At 40.0% G+C, this 17,853-nt stretch carries 13 protein-coding genes; 6 read left to right on the plus strand and 7 right to left on the minus strand.

The features are described 5' to 3' along the window. Nucleotides 1–66 precede the first annotated feature (66 nt). Together QQJ93_RS11550 and QQJ93_RS11555 are read right to left on the minus strand one after the other, a co-directional pair. Nucleotides 67–1,938, minus strand: a complete 1,872-nt coding sequence (locus QQJ93_RS11550; RefSeq protein ID WP_089123641.1) for a DUF294 nucleotidyltransferase-like domain-containing protein — start codon at nt 1,936–1,938, stop codon at nt 67–69. 262 nt (nt 1,939–2,200) lie between these two features. Then, nucleotides 2,201–2,929 (minus strand): FadR/GntR family transcriptional regulator, encoded by a 729-nt coding sequence (locus QQJ93_RS11555; protein ID WP_089124502.1) that lies wholly within the window; start codon nt 2,927–2,929, stop codon nt 2,201–2,203. Between the two features lie 407 nt (nt 2,930–3,336). Here QQJ93_RS11555 and QQJ93_RS11560 point away from each other — a divergent pair, with 407 nt between their 5' ends. Further along, complete coding sequence (locus QQJ93_RS11560; RefSeq protein WP_089123642.1) at nt 3,337–4,053, plus strand: FadR/GntR family transcriptional regulator; 717 nt, start codon at nt 3,337–3,339, stop codon at nt 4,051–4,053. 127 nt (nt 4,054–4,180) lie between these two features. Here the strand turns inward: QQJ93_RS11560 and QQJ93_RS11565 are convergent, their stop codons facing one another. The 3 genes from QQJ93_RS11565 to QQJ93_RS11575 form a co-directional block, all read right to left on the minus strand. After that, nucleotides 4,181–5,950 carry a sodium:solute symporter family transporter gene (locus tag QQJ93_RS11565; RefSeq protein ID WP_089123643.1) on the minus strand — a complete coding sequence of 590 codons (1,770 nt, stop codon included), beginning with the start codon at nt 5,948–5,950 and terminating at the stop codon, nt 4,181–4,183. Nucleotides 5,951–6,071: 121 nt separating this feature from the next. Next, a complete protein-coding gene (locus tag QQJ93_RS11570) occupies nt 6,072–8,216 on the minus strand; it encodes a heparinase II/III domain-containing protein (protein WP_089123644.1) in 2,145 nt (714 codons plus the stop codon). Nucleotides 8,217–8,256: 40 nt separating this feature from the next. Further along, nucleotides 8,257–10,437 carry a heparinase II/III domain-containing protein gene (locus tag QQJ93_RS11575; RefSeq protein ID WP_089123645.1) on the minus strand — a complete coding sequence of 727 codons (2,181 nt, stop codon included), beginning with the start codon at nt 10,435–10,437 and terminating at the stop codon, nt 8,257–8,259. Between the two features lie 317 nt (nt 10,438–10,754). On the opposite strand from QQJ93_RS11575, the gene QQJ93_RS11580 reads away from it, so the two are divergent. The 3 genes from QQJ93_RS11580 to QQJ93_RS11590 all read left to right on the plus strand — a co-directional run bounded on the left by QQJ93_RS11580 (nt 10,755) and on the right by QQJ93_RS11590 (nt 12,793). Continuing rightward, on the plus strand, nt 10,755–11,102 hold the full coding sequence (locus QQJ93_RS11580) for a cupin domain-containing protein (RefSeq protein WP_089123646.1): 348 nt from the start codon (nt 10,755–10,757) through the stop codon (nt 11,100–11,102). Between the two features lie 21 nt (nt 11,103–11,123). Further along, complete coding sequence (gene kdgK, locus QQJ93_RS11585) at nt 11,124–12,056, plus strand: 2-dehydro-3-deoxygluconokinase (protein ID WP_089123647.1); 933 nt, start codon at nt 11,124–11,126, stop codon at nt 12,054–12,056. 113 nt (nt 12,057–12,169) lie between these two features. Next, complete coding sequence (locus QQJ93_RS11590; RefSeq protein WP_089123648.1) at nt 12,170–12,793, plus strand: bifunctional 4-hydroxy-2-oxoglutarate aldolase/2-dehydro-3-deoxy-phosphogluconate aldolase; 624 nt, start codon at nt 12,170–12,172, stop codon at nt 12,791–12,793. A 126-nt stretch (nt 12,794–12,919) separates the two neighbouring features. Here the strand turns inward: QQJ93_RS11590 and QQJ93_RS11595 are convergent, their stop codons facing one another. Continuing rightward, nucleotides 12,920–13,939, minus strand: coding sequence for a LacI family DNA-binding transcriptional regulator (locus QQJ93_RS11595; RefSeq protein WP_089123649.1), 1,020 nt, complete (start codon nt 13,937–13,939; stop codon nt 12,920–12,922). 143 nt (nt 13,940–14,082) lie between these two features. Here QQJ93_RS11595 and manD point away from each other — a divergent pair, with 143 nt between their 5' ends. Then, nucleotides 14,083–15,300, plus strand: a complete 1,218-nt coding sequence (gene manD / locus QQJ93_RS11600) for a D-mannonate dehydratase ManD (RefSeq protein WP_089123650.1) — start codon at nt 14,083–14,085, stop codon at nt 15,298–15,300. A gap of 61 nt (nt 15,301–15,361) precedes the next feature. After that, nucleotides 15,362–16,495: a Gfo/Idh/MocA family protein gene (locus QQJ93_RS11605; protein WP_089123651.1), complete on the plus strand. Its 1,134-nt coding sequence runs from the start codon at nt 15,362–15,364 to the stop codon at nt 16,493–16,495. Nucleotides 16,496–16,603: 108 nt separating this feature from the next. Here QQJ93_RS11605 and QQJ93_RS11610 read toward each other — a convergent pair whose 3' ends face one another. Then, on the minus strand, nt 16,604–17,641 hold the full coding sequence (locus tag QQJ93_RS11610) for a polysaccharide lyase family 7 protein (RefSeq protein WP_089123652.1): 1,038 nt from the start codon (nt 17,639–17,641) through the stop codon (nt 16,604–16,606). Nucleotides 17,642–17,853 lie beyond the last annotated feature (212 nt).

Here is a 17,853-nt window from a genome sequence, read left to right on the forward strand (position 1 = left end):
TTAACAACCTCAACTACTGATAATTAAAACCAATTTTATCCGCAGTTGAGGCTAACGATTCTTGATTTAATACCCCACCGAACCAAAGCGAAGTTTCGCTGCGTCTTGCAAATCAGCAATAATCCTAAACGCATCTTTTAAGTGCTGGCGTTCAAAGCTACCGAAGTTATTCGGGTCAATGTAACTATCTGGAGCTAAACCATGTTTTAGCTGCTGTAATTGGTGGTTATAACGAAACTGAGCGATAAAATGATATGAACCTATAATATTCTTATAGGCATCCTCACTTAAGATACCTGCCTCTTTCGCTGCTGCAAAACGACTTTCAGTATTCGATGAATCACACTCAACGGCTAAACCATAAATACGCGCTAAATCGATAATTAAATTAATTGCGTACTTTTTAATATTCAGAACTTTGGTTTGTTCACCATTCTTTTCTAATACAAAGCTATTAAAAATCCCTAACGGCGGATTGGTATTCACTGCATCTCGAACCAATGCTGGCAAGAAACTATTATTTTGTTTAATATTTTTATGCATTTCATCGCGTAGTATTTTGGTAAATTCGCCATTACCATAAATCGAACGAATTTCTAAAAATACACTAATATTCAATAAGCATTCATATTCAGGGTTACTCACCCACTTCTTATAGTATTCTTTCCATACTGATAATGGTTGGCACCACTTCGGCGTAGCTGCCATATATTTACCAGTACACAGAGGGTAACCACAGCGATCTAGACCATTTGATACATAAGCACCTAAATGTCTGAAATAAATTTTATCGCTATCGGTCGCGTCATCTGAAAGCACTAACGCAGTATCTTGATCTGACGTGATATTCAACTCATTACGAGCATGAGATCCCGCACTAATCCAGTTGAAATCACAAGGCGGCTCACCAAGCTTATCAATAGCAATTTGAATTAAACGGCGCGTATAAGCATCCATGATCATCGACATCACTTTGCCAATGATTTCAGAGGATACTTTGCCTTCCACTAGGGCTTCAAAAATGGCTTGGCGTTCCAATGTGAGTTGGGATAACTCAGACACACTGTTGGTATATTTAATCTTTTCGATTAAAAATATGGCTTGCATACGGTGATTTTGTACCAAGTGAGTAGTGGTCAATAACCCCACAGCTTGACCATCTTTCACCACAGGAATATTACGAATGTTGTATTCCATCATCATAGAGGCTGCTTCTAGAATCAAAGCATCTGGGCTTAACACCAATGGATTCGGTGTCATTACCGTTTTGATAGGATCTTGCAACGGTGCTTCTAGTGCAATCACGCGCTTGGTCATATCACGATCGGTAATCAAACCGACAATATTGCCATTTTCATACACAACCGCACACGAACAACGTTTTACAATTCGCATTTCATGAGCCACATCTTTAATCGACATGTTGGCATTAACGACGGCAATCACACCACTTGCGACATCCCCCACTCGTTTTATAAACAAACCTTTATCTTTATTCGACCACACCACATCATGAGCGGTAGTTAAACGGACATCGGCTTGAGAGGCAAAGTACTCTGCATATTCAGGCTTACGTTCAAACAAACGTAGTAGTGCCGAATGAGGAATTAAGTAAAGTAATGAATTTTCTAGTGCGGCGGCAGTATAACGATTATCTTCGCTTGTCGTTTCGCCAAGGAAAGTAAAACCAAAGATGTCGTCTCGGCCTAAGCGAGAGCGCAATTGACCATCTAACTTTCTTTGCTCCATTGCACCTGTTCGCACAATGTAGAGGTATTTTTCAGATGGGTCACCACATGGGTCAATGACTTCACCACAGCTGACATAAGTAATTTGAACAATACTCGCAAGCTCTCTAATAACATCCGCAGATAGGTTATTAAAAGGCTCTATGGTCGATATATATTGTTCTATATTGGCAAGAAGTGAGTCATTCATAGATACCCTCTATTTTATATTATTGTAGTATTTAACTAATTACTGAATTATATACCTATAAAAAAAGCAGCGGAATCAACTTCCACTGCTTAAATGACAAAAGTTTGAACTAGAAACTTTTATACCCGTCGTACTTGAAGCTGCAACTTTGTTAGCAGCCTTAATCCCCTATCTTTTTATAAAGAAAGCCATCGATCAGCCATGCTCATAGGGTCTTATTACAACTCCAATTGCTTTGGATATTGATAAAAATACGAATTTCTTAGTTTAACTCTGGCAAACGGTGTTTAGATTCTTGCAAGTGGTTTGCTGAACAAGCTCTCGCTTTATCCGCATTACCCGCCATGATAGCTTCGTAGATATCACGGTGTTCTTGCAAACATAGCCCACCTTTTTGCGATGAGTGTACAATGAAGTTTTTGTACATCGTCATCAAAATATTACCAAATGGTAGGTAGAAATCATTACCCGTTGAGTTAAAAATCAAGTTATGAAAATGCATATCTACTGCTGTCCATTCTGCCTGATCAAAAAACTCTTCTTCTGCTTTAGCTGCGACATCACACATTCTTTGGAAGGTTTCAGATAACTCAATTCGTTGTTCAACAGTAGCATTTTGCGCAGCAAGCGCGCAGGCTTCTGGCTCAATCGCACGGCGTAAACCTAAGAACTGATGAAAGAAGATCTCACTATCAATAATGCCATCCATCCACTCAATTAGCTGTGGATCAAGAAAGTTCCAATTAGCACGAGCGACGACACGAGTACCAATCTTAGGGCGCGACTCTAATAAGCATTTTGAAGTAAGTAGCTTAACCGCTTCACGAAGTGCGGTGCGGCTTACGCCAAACTGCTCACACAAAGCCATTTCACCAGGAATAATTGAACCTTGTGGTAATTTCCCAGACAAAATGCCACGTGCGATTTCACGTGCAACTTGCACATGCAAACTACGCTTAGAGCCTGAAATTGAATTAAATTCATTCGTCATCATAATTCTTCTTATATAGATTCTTGTCTTATTTATGGACATTGTATCACTATAACGCCCCTGCTCCAGTATTTAAAAACAAGCTTTAGGTGATATACGTCACTTATTTATAGATAGTCACCTTATTCTCAAAATATTGTCCTTTCATCACTTTCGATCAAGCTCACATTATTCGCCAATAATAAGCAAATAAGTACCTCATAAATTGACGCAATTTAGTAATATTGTATTATTAATACTCTTGGGGTACTAAATATTCGCTTTATCTGTAGTGTTCTCAAGATGCCTACTTTATTTGTCTTTTACTTTTAAAGTGGTGATATTTTATCGCTCGAGTAATTTGACACGTTGGAATTCGTTATATTGCCAGTGCTTTACTGGCTTTTTTCCATTTTGAGAGAGACCTAATGACCGAAGAAAGTTTCAGTTTCACCCCTATGACCTATCGGCTTAATGTCTATATCGCTCAACAAATTGCTAGCCAAATTATCTGTGGCCAACTGCCTGTCGGGTCAAAGTTGCCTAATGAATTAGATTTATGCCAACGATTTGGTGTCAGTCGTACCGCGTTAAGAGAGTCGATCAAATTATTAGCGTCTAAAGGTTTAATTACTTCTAAACCTAAAGTGGGAACTTTTATCCAACCACGTAAATACTGGCAGTTTTTAGATCGCCAATTACTTGAATGGCTCAAAGACAGTGAAGATCCTCAACATTTTTTAAAACAATTCTTAGGCTTACGTAAATCGATTGAACCTGCTGCTTGTGCATTTAGTGCTGAATTTGCGACTGAAGAACAGCGTGATCGTTTAACGACACACTTCAATGCAATGGAAAAAGCGAGTAAAAATAAAGATGCCGATGCTTGGACGTTAGCCGATCTGAATTTTCACGCTTTGATTTTCCAATCAACCTCCAATGACTTTTTTACCCCTTTTGGTAATGTGTTAACCACGGTTTATCAATGTTTCTTTAACCATACCTCGGTAAGAGGACATTTTTGTATTAAAGAGCATCGTGCGGTTTATCAAGCCATTATGGACAAAGACCCAGAAGCTGCCAGAATGGCTTCTAATATCTTATTGAAAAATAACCACGAGTTGCTGTCGCTCAACCCTGCGTAGCCGACTCTTTGCCGTTTAAGCATCTAGTTTAAGCGTCCATTAAAAAAGCTCATTTCATACTGACATGAAATGAGCTTTTTAGTATTTGAAACCTCTCGTTTTTAAGAGCTAACTTCCCAACAGAAATTTATTGTCCATTCGAAATAATAGTCTCCTCCGTCACTTGTCTTATCGCCAAACGGCTTTTATACAGGTGATTGCCTGCCCACAAGATCAAGCCGCCTATCACAATGAAAGTTAGCATATCGTAACCGGTTTCAAATATGACACCGACTAAAATAATCAGCGCACCTAATACTTGCGATAATCGCCCTAAATAAGCACCTTGTTTACCGTCAACCAATGCTTCTTCTTGCGCACTAATGGGTGTAGCAAGGTTATGATAAAACAGTTGTAATTCTTGCTTACGCACACCTTGAGGCTCTTTATAGAACAGAGAAGATAAAGCAAAGAAACCACCGGAAATTACAATTTGTGCCACCAGCATCGCCACAACCGTTAAATCAACACTTTCACGATGAGTAAAGGCATCTGCACTAAATAACGGCAACAACCAATTCACATCGAACACAAACTGCATAAAGCATGATACTAGCAGTCCTACAACCAAGGTTGCCCAAGCAGACCAATCAGGGGTTTTAACAAACACTAATGCCAACAATGATGGAATCACCAAAGGCATTTGCAGTAATGCGCCAAATAGCATCATTAAATCAAAGAAGCTGTATTCTTTTATCGAAGCAAACAACAAGGCTGCCCCAATTGAGATTACCCCATTAAATAAGGTAGAAATCTTACTCATACGCATTTGCTGAGTTTCGGTTGCCTCAGGATTAATCACCGATTGATACACATTACGGACAAAGATCCCTGCATTCCGGTTCAATGCAGTGGTCATTGGCGCAATCGTCGCGGCAATCATCGCGGCGAGCACTAAGCCAAGTACTCCTTGCGGCATATAGTTTTGGATAAAGAACAAATACGCAGCATTGTTAGCGCTTGCACCTAGATTAGGATAAAAAGTTTGTAAATCGACGTGCATGGTTGCCGTCACCCAAGGTGGAATAAACCACATGATTGGGCCAATCACAAACATTAAACCTGCCACCCAAGCTGCTTTTCTAGCTTCTTTTTCATTAACGGTGACGAGGAAACGGTAGCACGACATCGCATTGTTAGTACCCATGGTTTGTTTGGCCATAATAAATACCACCCACACCACAAATATCTGCCAGTAATTGATATCGGTTCCCATAAAAGATGGAATTTCAGATTTCTCAATTAATTCAACCGGACCACCAATATAAATTAACGCGTAAGCACCTACGGTTAAGGTAATTGCCATGAGCAAAACCAATTGGATAACATTGGTTGCAGACACTGTCCAAGAGCCACCACTCACGGCAATAAAGGTCACTAATATACCAACGCCAATAATAGTGATATATAAATCGATATGAAAAACTGCGGCAACAAAGATAGCTAAACCATTAAGCCAAATTGCTGCTGAAATGGTGGTTAAAGGAAATTGCAACCAGGTAAATACTTGTTCCGATGTTTTACCAAAACGTTTACGGATCACTTCCATTGCAGTATCAACACGTAATTTTCGATAACGGGATGCAAAGTACATGGCCGCCACAAAGAAGCCTAAGGCATTACCCCAGAATAGAAACAGTACTGCTAAGCCATCTTCATACGCTTTAGCTGCTGCTCCTGTGAATGTCCAAGCAGAAAATTGCGTCATAAAGGCGGTAGCCCCTGCCATCCACCACATCATGGCACCACCACCGCGAATAAAGCCAGAAGAGGTTTTAGCAAAACGTTTAAATATAAAAGCGGCAACGATAATAAAAACAAAATAGCCTGCAATGATCGAAATATCTAAACTATCCATTGTCGAAAAATACCTCATAGTAAACAGAAAAAACCGGAATACCCAATACCTAGAGACCAAGGTATATAGACATTCCGGCTTAAGTAAGTTGATTTAGAGCTCCGTTGCCCTTAAGAACAACTTATAACTGAGCCGTTGCTCCCGTCCATTGGTATTGTACGCCGTTGAATTCAACTTTGTGCTCACCTTCTGGATTCGGCTTATTAGAAATCGCAAATACGTACTTCTTACCGGTCGTCAAACTGATTTCAACGACAGTCCCCGTCGCGTTATGGCCAATAACCTGAACGGCTTCAACCAATCCGCGAGCACCAACAGAAGCTTCGATGGATTCATTAAAGTAACCATGCGTTTCGAGTACTGAAGCAAACACATGATCTTTGGCTTTTTGACGCAAGATCAAAGTAGGCTCTGAGCGTAAGTTGAAATCAGGGTCATTAGCACCAGTGCGTGCAAAGATCACTTGACTGCCTGTTGGTGCTGCAGAGACTAGGCTGTAGTAGCTAGAATCATGTAACCAACTAACTAATGAGCTACCTTCCACATTACCTGAAGCCACGTTCCACAGGTGCTGATAACCATCTGAATCACCTAATGGACGCAACTTGCTTTCCGTTTGGTAGTCAAAATCGGTTCGAATGATTTGTCCTTTATGGTGGTAAGGCAGATCGTATTCATGTTCCGTCTCTGCAGTAATACGGTATACGTCAATCACAAGTGGTTTTTCAAATTCTTCTAGCTCAGGCAGTAATACGCTACGTTGCATATCAACACCTTCGTAGTACTCAGAAATAGTACCGCTCATCGCTTGGAATTTTTGATCTTCGGTTAAGAAAAAGTGCTTCTGACCGAATTTAGATTCCGCTAAAGCCGTATTGAAGTTATTTTGCGTTTTTTGGTCAACGACAACTGTGTTATGTGCCACAGTTTGCTTACAGTAAGACTTATTTTCTGGAATATAACGACCACCAAATTTTGGCTCAACGTTTACCCAACGACCAAACCCATAATCATGCAGCACTTCATTACCACGGTTAAACACACTTAGATGTAAGCCATCGTAATGACCATGATCTAATGCTGAATGATATTGGTGATCGGAACCATGTTGACCAAACCAAATTAGTGCCATGGTGTCATCATCTTTAACATCACGATGACGAAGAATACTCACACCGCCTTTCTCACCTTGTGGGCCATCTGTCATAAACAAGCTGCCCCAGTTGAAAGGTTTGATGTCATCTGCTGCTTCAACGGCTTGAGATAGAGTAAGACCTGCTTTATGTACCCAGACATTTTGTTGGTGACTGGCCATACCCAACAATACTTCAGTTTGCTCATAGCGGTGGTAACACACAGACGTTGCCATGATCACACCTTCATCATTAATACTGATGGTTTTTGATGAATCATTAAGCGCAGGTAGAGTGCCATCTGGAAAAGCGGTTTTAAATACTGCGTATGACGTCGTTTTGATCACTGAATCGTTAAATTCATAAATGCCCAACTCTGGCTGACGACGCTCAATTGCTTCGGCAAACAAGTAAATTGGACGCAATGAGAAGCGGTGATAGTACGGACCTTCCATATAGTAGCCATCTGGCGAGAACAACTGATCCAGTTGAGCCAAGAAGCCACCGCTCACTTTATCAAGCTTCAAACCGTATAGTGCTTTATCAACAGATTCTTGGTCATTGATGGCGTAACCACAAATACCTACTGCCGCAACGGCCCATAGACCGTGGTTGTGCACAATGTCAAAGTCATGACCGTAAGTCACTACAAACATGTGGATCATGTGTTTGAACAGGTCATCTTCAATCTGACGTTTTTGCGACTCTTCAAGCGTGTGGTAAACACAGCTATATGCACATGATGAGTACAGCATCCACATATTTTCATTCAATGTTTGGTGGAACAGTTTACCTGGAGGGTTACTGTCGCGGCTTACATTGCTTTCAAGTGTTGGATACACAGTAGCGTAAGCTGTTAGTAGTTCAACAATGTAGTCACGGTATTTTTGCTCACCAGTAATCAGAAATAAGCGGCCTGCTAAGTCCATATGAATATAGTTTTGCTTGTGACGATTATGCTCATAACCACCACCTTCACCATGTCCTGGCACTTCAATACCCACATTTGCCATATATGCATCTGTTTGAGCAATATCGCGAGCCAGTGCATTACCTAGCAGAGTATCTTTACCTAACTCTTTTGCCAGTTCAGCCGCTTCTTCAAAATTCATTAATAATGGTTGGTAATTCATGATTCTTTCCTACTTCTTAAATCTGGATGGATGATTTGGCTTATTTCACTTGTACTTCTAATGAATAGAAGCCATTCCATTGATAAGTTTTGTCATCGACTGAAATTTGATGCACAGTGGTATCTGTCGCGGCTAATTGATTGCTTACCATAAAAGTAACCACCGATTGTTGCGTTTCAATTTGAATCACAGATCCAACCTCATTATGGGCAATCACACGTACGTCTTGAACTTGACCACGAGCATTCACTGATTGTTCAAACTCTTCGTTAAAGTAACCATGCGTTTCTAAGACTGATGCAAATAAGCTTGATTGGCCTTTAGCACGTAAGATAAAGGCAGGCTCACTACGTAAGTTAAAACTTGGATCATTAGCGCCAGTACGTGTGAAAATGACTTCACCATCATTGTTCGAACTCGTACCTAACCAAGTGTAGTAAGTATTATTTTGTAGCCAACTGACTAAAGCACTGCCTTTAACTTCTCCACTTGCCACATTCCATAGATGTTGATAACCGAAGTTGTCACCTAGTGTGTCAAGCTCTTGGTGGGCTTGATAATCAAAATTAGTACGAACAATTTGACCTTGATATTGGTGTGAGTAGTCAAACTGATGTGTTTTGTTATCTTCTGCCGTTAAGCGGTATAAATCGAGCAGCAATGGTGCTTCTAGTTCATCCAGTTTTAGCATGAACACACTACGCTGCATGTCGAAATCTTGGTAATGATCATTGGCAAAAGCGCTCATACCATTCACTTTTGCATCTTCTACTTTAAAGAAATGCGGCAAGCCATGAACCGTATCTGCTTCATCAATTGAGAAGTTATTTTGGCATTTCTCATCAATCGTCACAGCGTTATGTGCAATGGTTTGACGGGCATAAGATTTATTCTCATCAAGGTAGCGGCCACCGAACTTAGGTTCAACATTAACCCAACGGCAGAAACCATATTCACGTAACACTTCTTGACCACGGTTAAAATAACTAATACCTAAAGTATCAAAGTGACCATGATCCATACCATGTTGGCCATAGTTCATCACTAATTGGAAGACATCTTTGGTTTCATCTTGCATACGGATAAAACCTTGTGCACCGTTATGACCCGCTGGGCCTTCATTTAACTCCACACTTGGGAAAAATGGTAAACCAATATCATCAGGACGCTCATTTTGTGCTTTTTCAAACGCACGAGATAACTCTAGACCACACGCATGCATCCATACTTGGTTTTGAATTTTCGCCATACCAAGCAAGTTATCATCTAAACCGTAGTGCTTGCTGTATAAGCTCACCGCGACTTGTACGCCCATATCGGTAATGCCCATTGTATGAGATGAATCATTTAACGCTGGAAACTCACCATTTGGATAAGCGGTAGCTAAAAGTGTTTGAACCGTATTACCAATCACTTTGTCTTTAAAGTTATAAATATCTAGCTCAGGCATGTGACGGTGTAAAACTTCTGCAAACACACATAGAGGACGAATCGCAAAGCGGTGGTAGTAAGGACCTTCCATGTAGTAACCAGAAGGGGCAAATAATTTAGAGATTTGCGCTAAGAAACCACACTCACCCATTTCTTTTTTGCCAGCGTTAAAGTTATCTAGACCAAATACGGCCATTTCTAGATACTCACGTTTATCAATAGCTAAACCACAAATACCTACCGCGGCAACGGCCCACATACCGTGGTTATGAATACGGTCAAAATCATGGCCATATTTCACGGTAAACATATCAAGCATAGGTAGGAATAAATTGCTTTCTACATGATTACGCTCAGTAAGCGACATAAATCCTTTCACACAAGAATACGCCAAGCTCGAATACATTAGCCACATGTGTTCATTTAAGATCTGGTGGAATAAACGACCCGTTGGGTTGGTGTTTTTTTGAATATGGAAATCGAATTGCAAGTATTTGTCAGCATAGATAGTTAATAGTTCAGCTACAAAACGAGCGTATTTTTCTTCTTTAGTTACTAGATAAAGACGACCAGCAAGGTTCATAAAGTTATAGTTTTGCTTATGGCGATTGTGTTCATAACCACCCGCTTCACCATGCCCAGGTACGTCGTAGCCCAGTGTCATAAAGGCATCAACATCTTTTTTAATGGTCGCAATAGTGTTACCCATCAAACTGTCACGGCCGACTTCTTTCTGTAACGCTTTCACTTCTGCAGTGTTAAGCAATACAGCTGATACTTCATTTTTCATCTTAAACCTCAAGCGACAATACAAATCTAATTAAATCAATTACACCAAAAGTAATACAATAAGGCTTGAATTTCATCTTTGTTTTTACTAAACGAAGATATGAGTCACATTTATAAACAACGATAACCCTGTGGTTTATCTAGCCTCAAACCTTGATAATTCATGCGTAATCCTATTTTTAATCGTAGCGTTATAAGAATTTATTTGACTTAGGTCACGAACATTTAGGCTTATTGTATTACAAATTGATTTTTGCGCTATGATGTACCCATTAATTGAAATCGAAATGAATAAAAAAATTATATTGGAGAGGACACATGAGCATATTCTCAAGCAACTTTTTTAAGTTTGACGAAAACGAGTGGGAAGTTTTAGGTGGCGGTATTAAGCGTAAGATTGTTGGCTATACTGATGACCTTATGGCCGTTTATGTTCACTTCGAAAAAGGTGCCGTTGGTGAACCTCATAGCCATGAAATCCATGACCAAATTGGTTATGTTGCTGAAGGCAGCTTTGAAGCAGAAATTGATGGTGTTAAACAAGTGCTGAAAAAAGGTGATGCATACCTTGCTCGCAAACACTTTATGCACGGTGCCGTTGCTCTTGAAGAGGGCAGCGTATTACTGGATGTATTCTCTCCAGTACGTGAAGATTTCTTAAAATAACAGCTTGGATTAGGTGAACAAATGACAACATTCAATATTGCAGTCATTGGCGAATGTATGATTGAACTGCAAAAATCAGGCGAATTCCTAACGCAAAAATTTGGTGGTGATACGCTTAATACTGCGTTGTATCTTGCTCGCCTAACCAAACACACTGCGATTAAAACAAGCTACATTACCGCGCTTGGTCGTGAAGGCTTTAGCCAAAACATGATTGATAGCTGGTCAGAAGAAGCGATTAATACGCAACACATTCTTCGTTTTGAAAACAAGCAACCCGGTATGTACTACATCGAAACCGATGACACTGGTGAGCGTAGTTTCTATTACTGGCGTAATGATGCCGCGGCAAAATACATGTTTGACCAAGCGGAGAGCGCTCAACTGATCGAAACATTATCAACCTTCGATGCAGTCTATTTAAGTGGGATCACACTCGCTATTTTGACTGAGCAAGGTCGTGAGCAGTTATTCACATTACTTAGCAAATTGAAAGCTAATGGCAGCAAAGTTATTTTTGATAATAACTTCCGTCCAAAATTGTGGGCATCGGTTGAAGAAGCTCAACAAGCGTATCTTAAAACACTATCGTTCTGTGATATTGCCTTATTAACATTCGATGATGAACAAGATCTCTTTGGTGACGACAATATCGAACAATGTATTGCTCGTACTCAAGGTCAAGGCGTTAAAGAGATTGCGATTAAACGTGGCAGCAAAGATTGTGTTGTTGTAGAAGAAGATAGCATTCAATACGTTGCGACAAAACCGGTTGATAACGTGGTGGACACGACTGCCGCAGGTGACTCATTCAGTGCTGGCTATTTAGCTAAGCGTTTAAATGGTTACAGCGCAAAAGACTCTGCCCTATCAGGTCATAAAGTAGCAGGCACCGTTATCCAACATCAAGGCGCGATTATTCCAAGTGAGGCAATGCCTGATATCGGCTTATAAATATACTCTTCGTATTTGAAGCTGCAACGTCAATTATTTTGAGTATATAAGAACGCTATTTATAAAAGATCGGTTGAATAAAAAACCAATCTATAAAATTTAAGGATTTGAAAATGTCTAAATTAGATCAACAACTTGCTGACTTAAAAGTCATTCCAGTGATTGCATTGAACAAAGTTGAACATGCCCTTCCTCTGGCGAAAGCATTAATGGAAAACGGCATGCCTTGCGCAGAAATTACTTTTCGTACTGAAGCCGCAGTCGGCGCAATTAAAGCCATGCGTGAAGCCTACCCTGAAATGCTAATTGGTGCAGGTACGATTTTAACACCTGAACAAGTTGACCAAGCAATAGATGCTGGTGTTGATTTCATTGTAAGCCCAGGCTTAAACCCAACAACGGTTAAATACTGTCAACAAAAGAACATGCCAATCGTTCCGGGTGTTAACAACCCAAGCCTAGTTGAGCAAGCAATGGAACTGGGTCTTAAAACCGTTAAGTTCTTCCCAGCTGAGCCATCTGGTGGCGTTGGTATGTTGAAAGCATTAACTGCGGTTTACCCAGTGAAATTTATGCCAACTGGCGGTGTTAGTTTATCAAACATTGATGACTACCTATCTATTCCAGCTGTACTGGCATGTGGCGGTACTTGGATGGTTCCTACATCTCTTATTGATAACGAGCAATGGGATGAACTAGGTGCATTAGTTAAAGATGCTGTAGCCAAAGTTAACTAGTTTAAATATACCCAAATAACTGGGTATAAAAGTAATTGTATTTCCTAAGTACTAGAAGCTTATCATTCTCACCCCGAATGATTTTTTGCCCTGACTCCCCTGTCGGGGCTTTTTTTATCCACTTTATTATAATTCATTCATTCGAATCGACGATCTTTTTACCAACTGACATGGTACCACGACTTTCTTATACTCCATCGAGTCGGATGATTTATCTAATCGATTTAGTAACAAGGTTGCTGATTCAACACCGAGTTGATAAGAGTTTTGTTGGATAACACTAATTGGCACTTTAAACATATCTACCATTGGAATTTCATCAAATCCCAAAATAGAAACCTGTTGGGGGATCTCAATTTGATATTCACCGAGTACTTTAAGTAAATCTACGGTAATTGCCAGATGTTGGGTAAAGAATGCGGTTGGCGGATTCTTTACATGTAGCTGCTCAATAGGAGAAATCTCAAAGCCGGCTTTACGGTCCCAAATATTAAGGAGTTCCTTTTCGAAAGGAATCTGATGTGCCTTCAAGGCTTCCAGATAGCCTAAATAACGCTCTTTTCTTGATACACTTGATTCAAAATCTTGAGTCATAAAGCCAATACGTTTATGGCCTAATTTAATTAAATGCTCTGTAGCTTGTCTAGCCGCTTGTTTAAAATCCGATAACACTATATCTGTTTGGCAATGTTGATACTCTAATTGGAATTGAACAACAGGGTAACCACTGGATGTGTACTGATTAATTAAATCGGAATTTTTACCGGTTGAAGTAATAATAATACCATCAACACACATTTGTCTTAATGCCAACAATGACCGCTTTTCAATTTCTTCATCAAAATCAGTGTTATAAATTAAAACGTTGTAACCCGCTTGCTTACAGAAATCATCAATCCCACGCAAAACTCGACTGGTATTAAAGCCCGTAATATCTCGTACAATCACACCGATCGTTTTGGTTTTATCGCTTTTTAAACTTCGTGCAATTGGATTCGGCACATAATTGAGTTCTTCCACCGCCATACGGATCTTTTCTTTTGTCTTTTCAGACATATGGCTATAGCGACCATTTAAGTATTGGGAAACCGTACTTTTCGATACCTTGGCCTGATTTGCCACATCAATCATTCTAATTTTAGTCATTATTATTTTTTGTTAACTGGATCAACTTGGTTATTTGACATCCTATCTGGATCCTTTACCCTAATCAAGTAAACCGGTTTACCAAATCGATTTGGTAAATTAAAAGATATCTTCTATTATCATCACAGCTCACGAGGTAAGTAATGAATATTCAAGACATTAAAGTATTTGTTTGCAGTCCAGGAAGAAACTTCGTTACCGTAAAAGTCATCACTGAAGATGGCACTTACGGTTTAGGCGATGCAACAGTCAATGGACGCGAGTTAGCGGTTGCCACCTATCTAGAAGAACACGTTGTTCCTTGCCTAATTGGCCGTGATGCACACAGTATTGAAGATATTTGGCAATACCTATATCAAGGTGTGTATTGGCGGCGAGGTCCGATTACTATGGCTGCAATTGCTGCGATTGATATGGCATTGTGGGATATAAAAGGCAAAGTCTCTGGCTTACCTGTTTATCAATTATTGGGTGGTAAATGCCGTACTGGTGTCAATTTGTATGCCCATGCCAATGGCGAAAATATTGACGACACATTAGATAAGGTCCAAGAGTGTATCGACCAAGGCTTTAAAGCGGTCAGACTTCAATCCGCCATTCCTGGATTGTCTGAAACCTACGGGGTACTAGGCGATAAAAAAGATTATTTCGAACTGCAAGGCAATCGCCCTTTACCACCAGAACAAGAATGGTCAACAGCAAAATATTTCAAACTCATTCCTGAATTATTCAAAAAAGCTCGCGAGCGTTTTGGGAATCAAGTTCACTTCTTACACGATGTCCATAGCCGACTCACGCCTATCGAATCTGCTAAATTAGGTAAGATGCTAGAAAAATATAACCTGTTATTTTTGGAAGATGCTTCGATTGCCGAAAACCAAGAAAACTACAAACTTATCCGCCATCACACCACAACACCTCTGGCTTTAGGTGAGACTTATAACACCATTTGGGACTGTAAAGACTTACTGCAAAATCAATTGATTGATTATATCCGTGTCGCCGCAACACATGCTGGAGGAATTACTGGTGTGAAAAAGATCTCTGACTTTGCAGCAGTTTACAATGTTCGTACCGCTCCCCATGGTGCCCCGGATCTTTCTCCGATTTGTTTTGCAGCACACATGCACTTAAATATTTCAACCCATAACTTTGGTATTCAAGAATTCGTTGGGTTTGGTAATGAAGAATCAAAAACCATTTTTAAGCATGGAATGACTCTCGAAAATGGCATGGTCTTAATTGATGATGCTCCAGGATTAGGTGTTGATTTTGATGAAACCAAAGCCTCAGAGTTTCCTTATAAACGTTCATATTTGCCTGTCAGCCGTTTAGAAGATGGCACTTTATGGCATTGGTAATTTTTAACCTGCATTGTAATCAAACTAAATACATCTATTACGTAGAATATTAGAGGGCACCATGAGAAAAAAACTGAAAGTATTGGTATTCGGTACCGGATTTGCTGGACAAGGTCATGCGCAAGCTTTTCGTGATGCTGGTGCTGAAGTAGTAGGCATTGTTGGCCGCACCCCAAAAATTGTTGAAGACGTCGCGAAAAAAATTAACGTGCCTTACTTTGGTACCGATTGGAAACAAGCATTAGAAACTTGCCAACCGGATATTGTGTCGATTGCAACGCCAGGTGGCGCTCATGTGGAGCCTATCAAGCAAGCTATCCAATTTGGCTGCCATGTCTTTTGCGATAAGCCATTAACGGAAGGCGGTGATTCGGCGCAAGAGTTGTATCGATTGGCCGAAGAAAAACAAGTGAAAACGGCTTTTGCGGCAAGCTTCCGTTATATGCCACACATCATGCAAGCTAAAGAATTAGTGGCTCAAGGCTACATTGGTGAGCCTCGTGAAGTTGAGTGTATTTCGCACTTTAATCTCGACCCTTACATTCCTTTTGGCTGGTCACATACCATCGAAAATGGCGGTGGTCGTTTAAATAATAACTTCACTCACTTAATGTCGATTGTCACCTCGGTAGTTGGTGAAAACATTTTAGCGGTACAAGGCGAAGTCCGTAACGATATGCCGAAAGCGCCAGTGGTTTCAGGGGTACATAATTTTACCGAACGTCGTAACTTCATTCCAAAAGACATCAATGATCCAAACCTAGAATGGAAAGACTGTAATGTAGAGTGGTCTTATACGATATTAATGAAGATTGAAAGCCGACTCCCTGCTGCTCAACCGGTTTCTGTTCTATTCAAACATGGAGGCTTAACTCCACGCTTTAATGAAGACCATATTGTTTTCCACGGCAGCAAAGGATCGATTTACATCAAAGGTCACTATGGTAATGGCCCACTGTATCTATGGGGTGAAAACAAAGAATGGGTAGAAGTTGAATTGCCACAACATATTGCGGATGAACTGCCTAAAATCGAAGATGATACCCAAAGAAGTTGGACTCACTTAGCGAAACAATTAGTGCAGGATTTACAAGGCGAAAACGTAGAACCGTATCAAGGTTTTAAAGAAGGCGCGGAGTACCAACAAATCATCGACCACATTCGTAAAAATGATCGTTGGTTAGATTTGAACTAAAATCCATTTCTTAAGATAAATCATAAGCAAAAAAAGCCCCACGATAATGTGGGGCAAAGTACTTCAACCTATAAGAGCAAATCAGTGGAGCATAGGATTAAAAATCTTCTATTGATCAAGCGTTAACTTGTAGAAACTTACTTTTGTGTAATCACCAGCCTCTATACCATTATTAGTACATTGAGATGAGCCTGTATTACATTGATTGTATGCACCTGCTTTAAAGTACATCCAATCTTGCGCGTAGCTAGTGTCTTTCGCTTCACCTGGGTATGGCTTGCTTAAATCAACATCAAAAGTTTTAACGATTTCAGTTGGCTCACCAATATTCTTTTTGAAGGTTAAGTGCATAACATTGTTTTCAACATTAACATCGTAAGAGAAGACTTCTCCTAATGCGATACCATCTTCTGGTGATGGATCAGACTGTTTTAAACGATTATGACCAAATACATCGTGTTTGATGTCTTTACGGTCCGCTTTACTTTCTGGATTTGTTTCATAATTCCAAGAAAGTGAGCCTAGATCATGGTTCGGCAATTTACGGTAAATAATCTTTAATGGTTCATTATTTGAGCCATGAATTTGGCCAATAACTACCGCATGTGCGCCAGATTTTGAATCATTACCACTGGTGCTCACCCAATCCACTTTTAACACTGCTGATAAATGACCACCAATGGCGCCGTACTCTTTGGCATTATCATTAGCAGCAATCGCAAAGTTATTGTCTGGTGCTTTATACTCTTCTCCTAGCATCGCACGCAATTCCGTACGAGCATTCTTACTATTTGGAGTTGTTACAGCATGGTTTGGCACGCTAAATACCATCGCGCCAGATTCTGGATCAGTAAAGAACCAATCTGGATGTGAAAATGGTGGAACATGGTTATTTAATTGTTCTTTTGATAATTCCATCGTCTTACCTTGACGCTCTGGCTTATCATCTGGGTACGGTAAGTTAATCTTCCACTTAGATAAGTCAAAGTTTTCAGCTGGCGCTTTATTTACATCAAGCTGCTTAATTAATTCTGCTTGGGTTGCAGTCGGAACAGCCATGGTTGCCGATGTAGAATTGGATTGTTCCGCCGTCGAACAGCCCGCCAATAAACCTGCAACAACCAATCCTAAATATACTTTTTTCATTTTAGATACATTCCCCTGAATTTTTAGATAATAAATGCGTCACTAATGCAAAAACTATAACCTAATATTGTATTACTTAATGTGAGGTAAGTAGATTTCTAACACCTTCTTCCTGCTACAAGCGACTGAAAAAGCAAGGGAGTTTATCTAAAATAATCGCTAAAGCCTTAATTTATCTAACATCGACACAACTAACACCGCACCAATTAATC

It is taken from the genome of Vibrio algivorus (assembly GCF_030161215.1).
Classification (GTDB): domain Bacteria; phylum Pseudomonadota; class Gammaproteobacteria; order Enterobacterales; family Vibrionaceae; genus Vibrio; species Vibrio algivorus.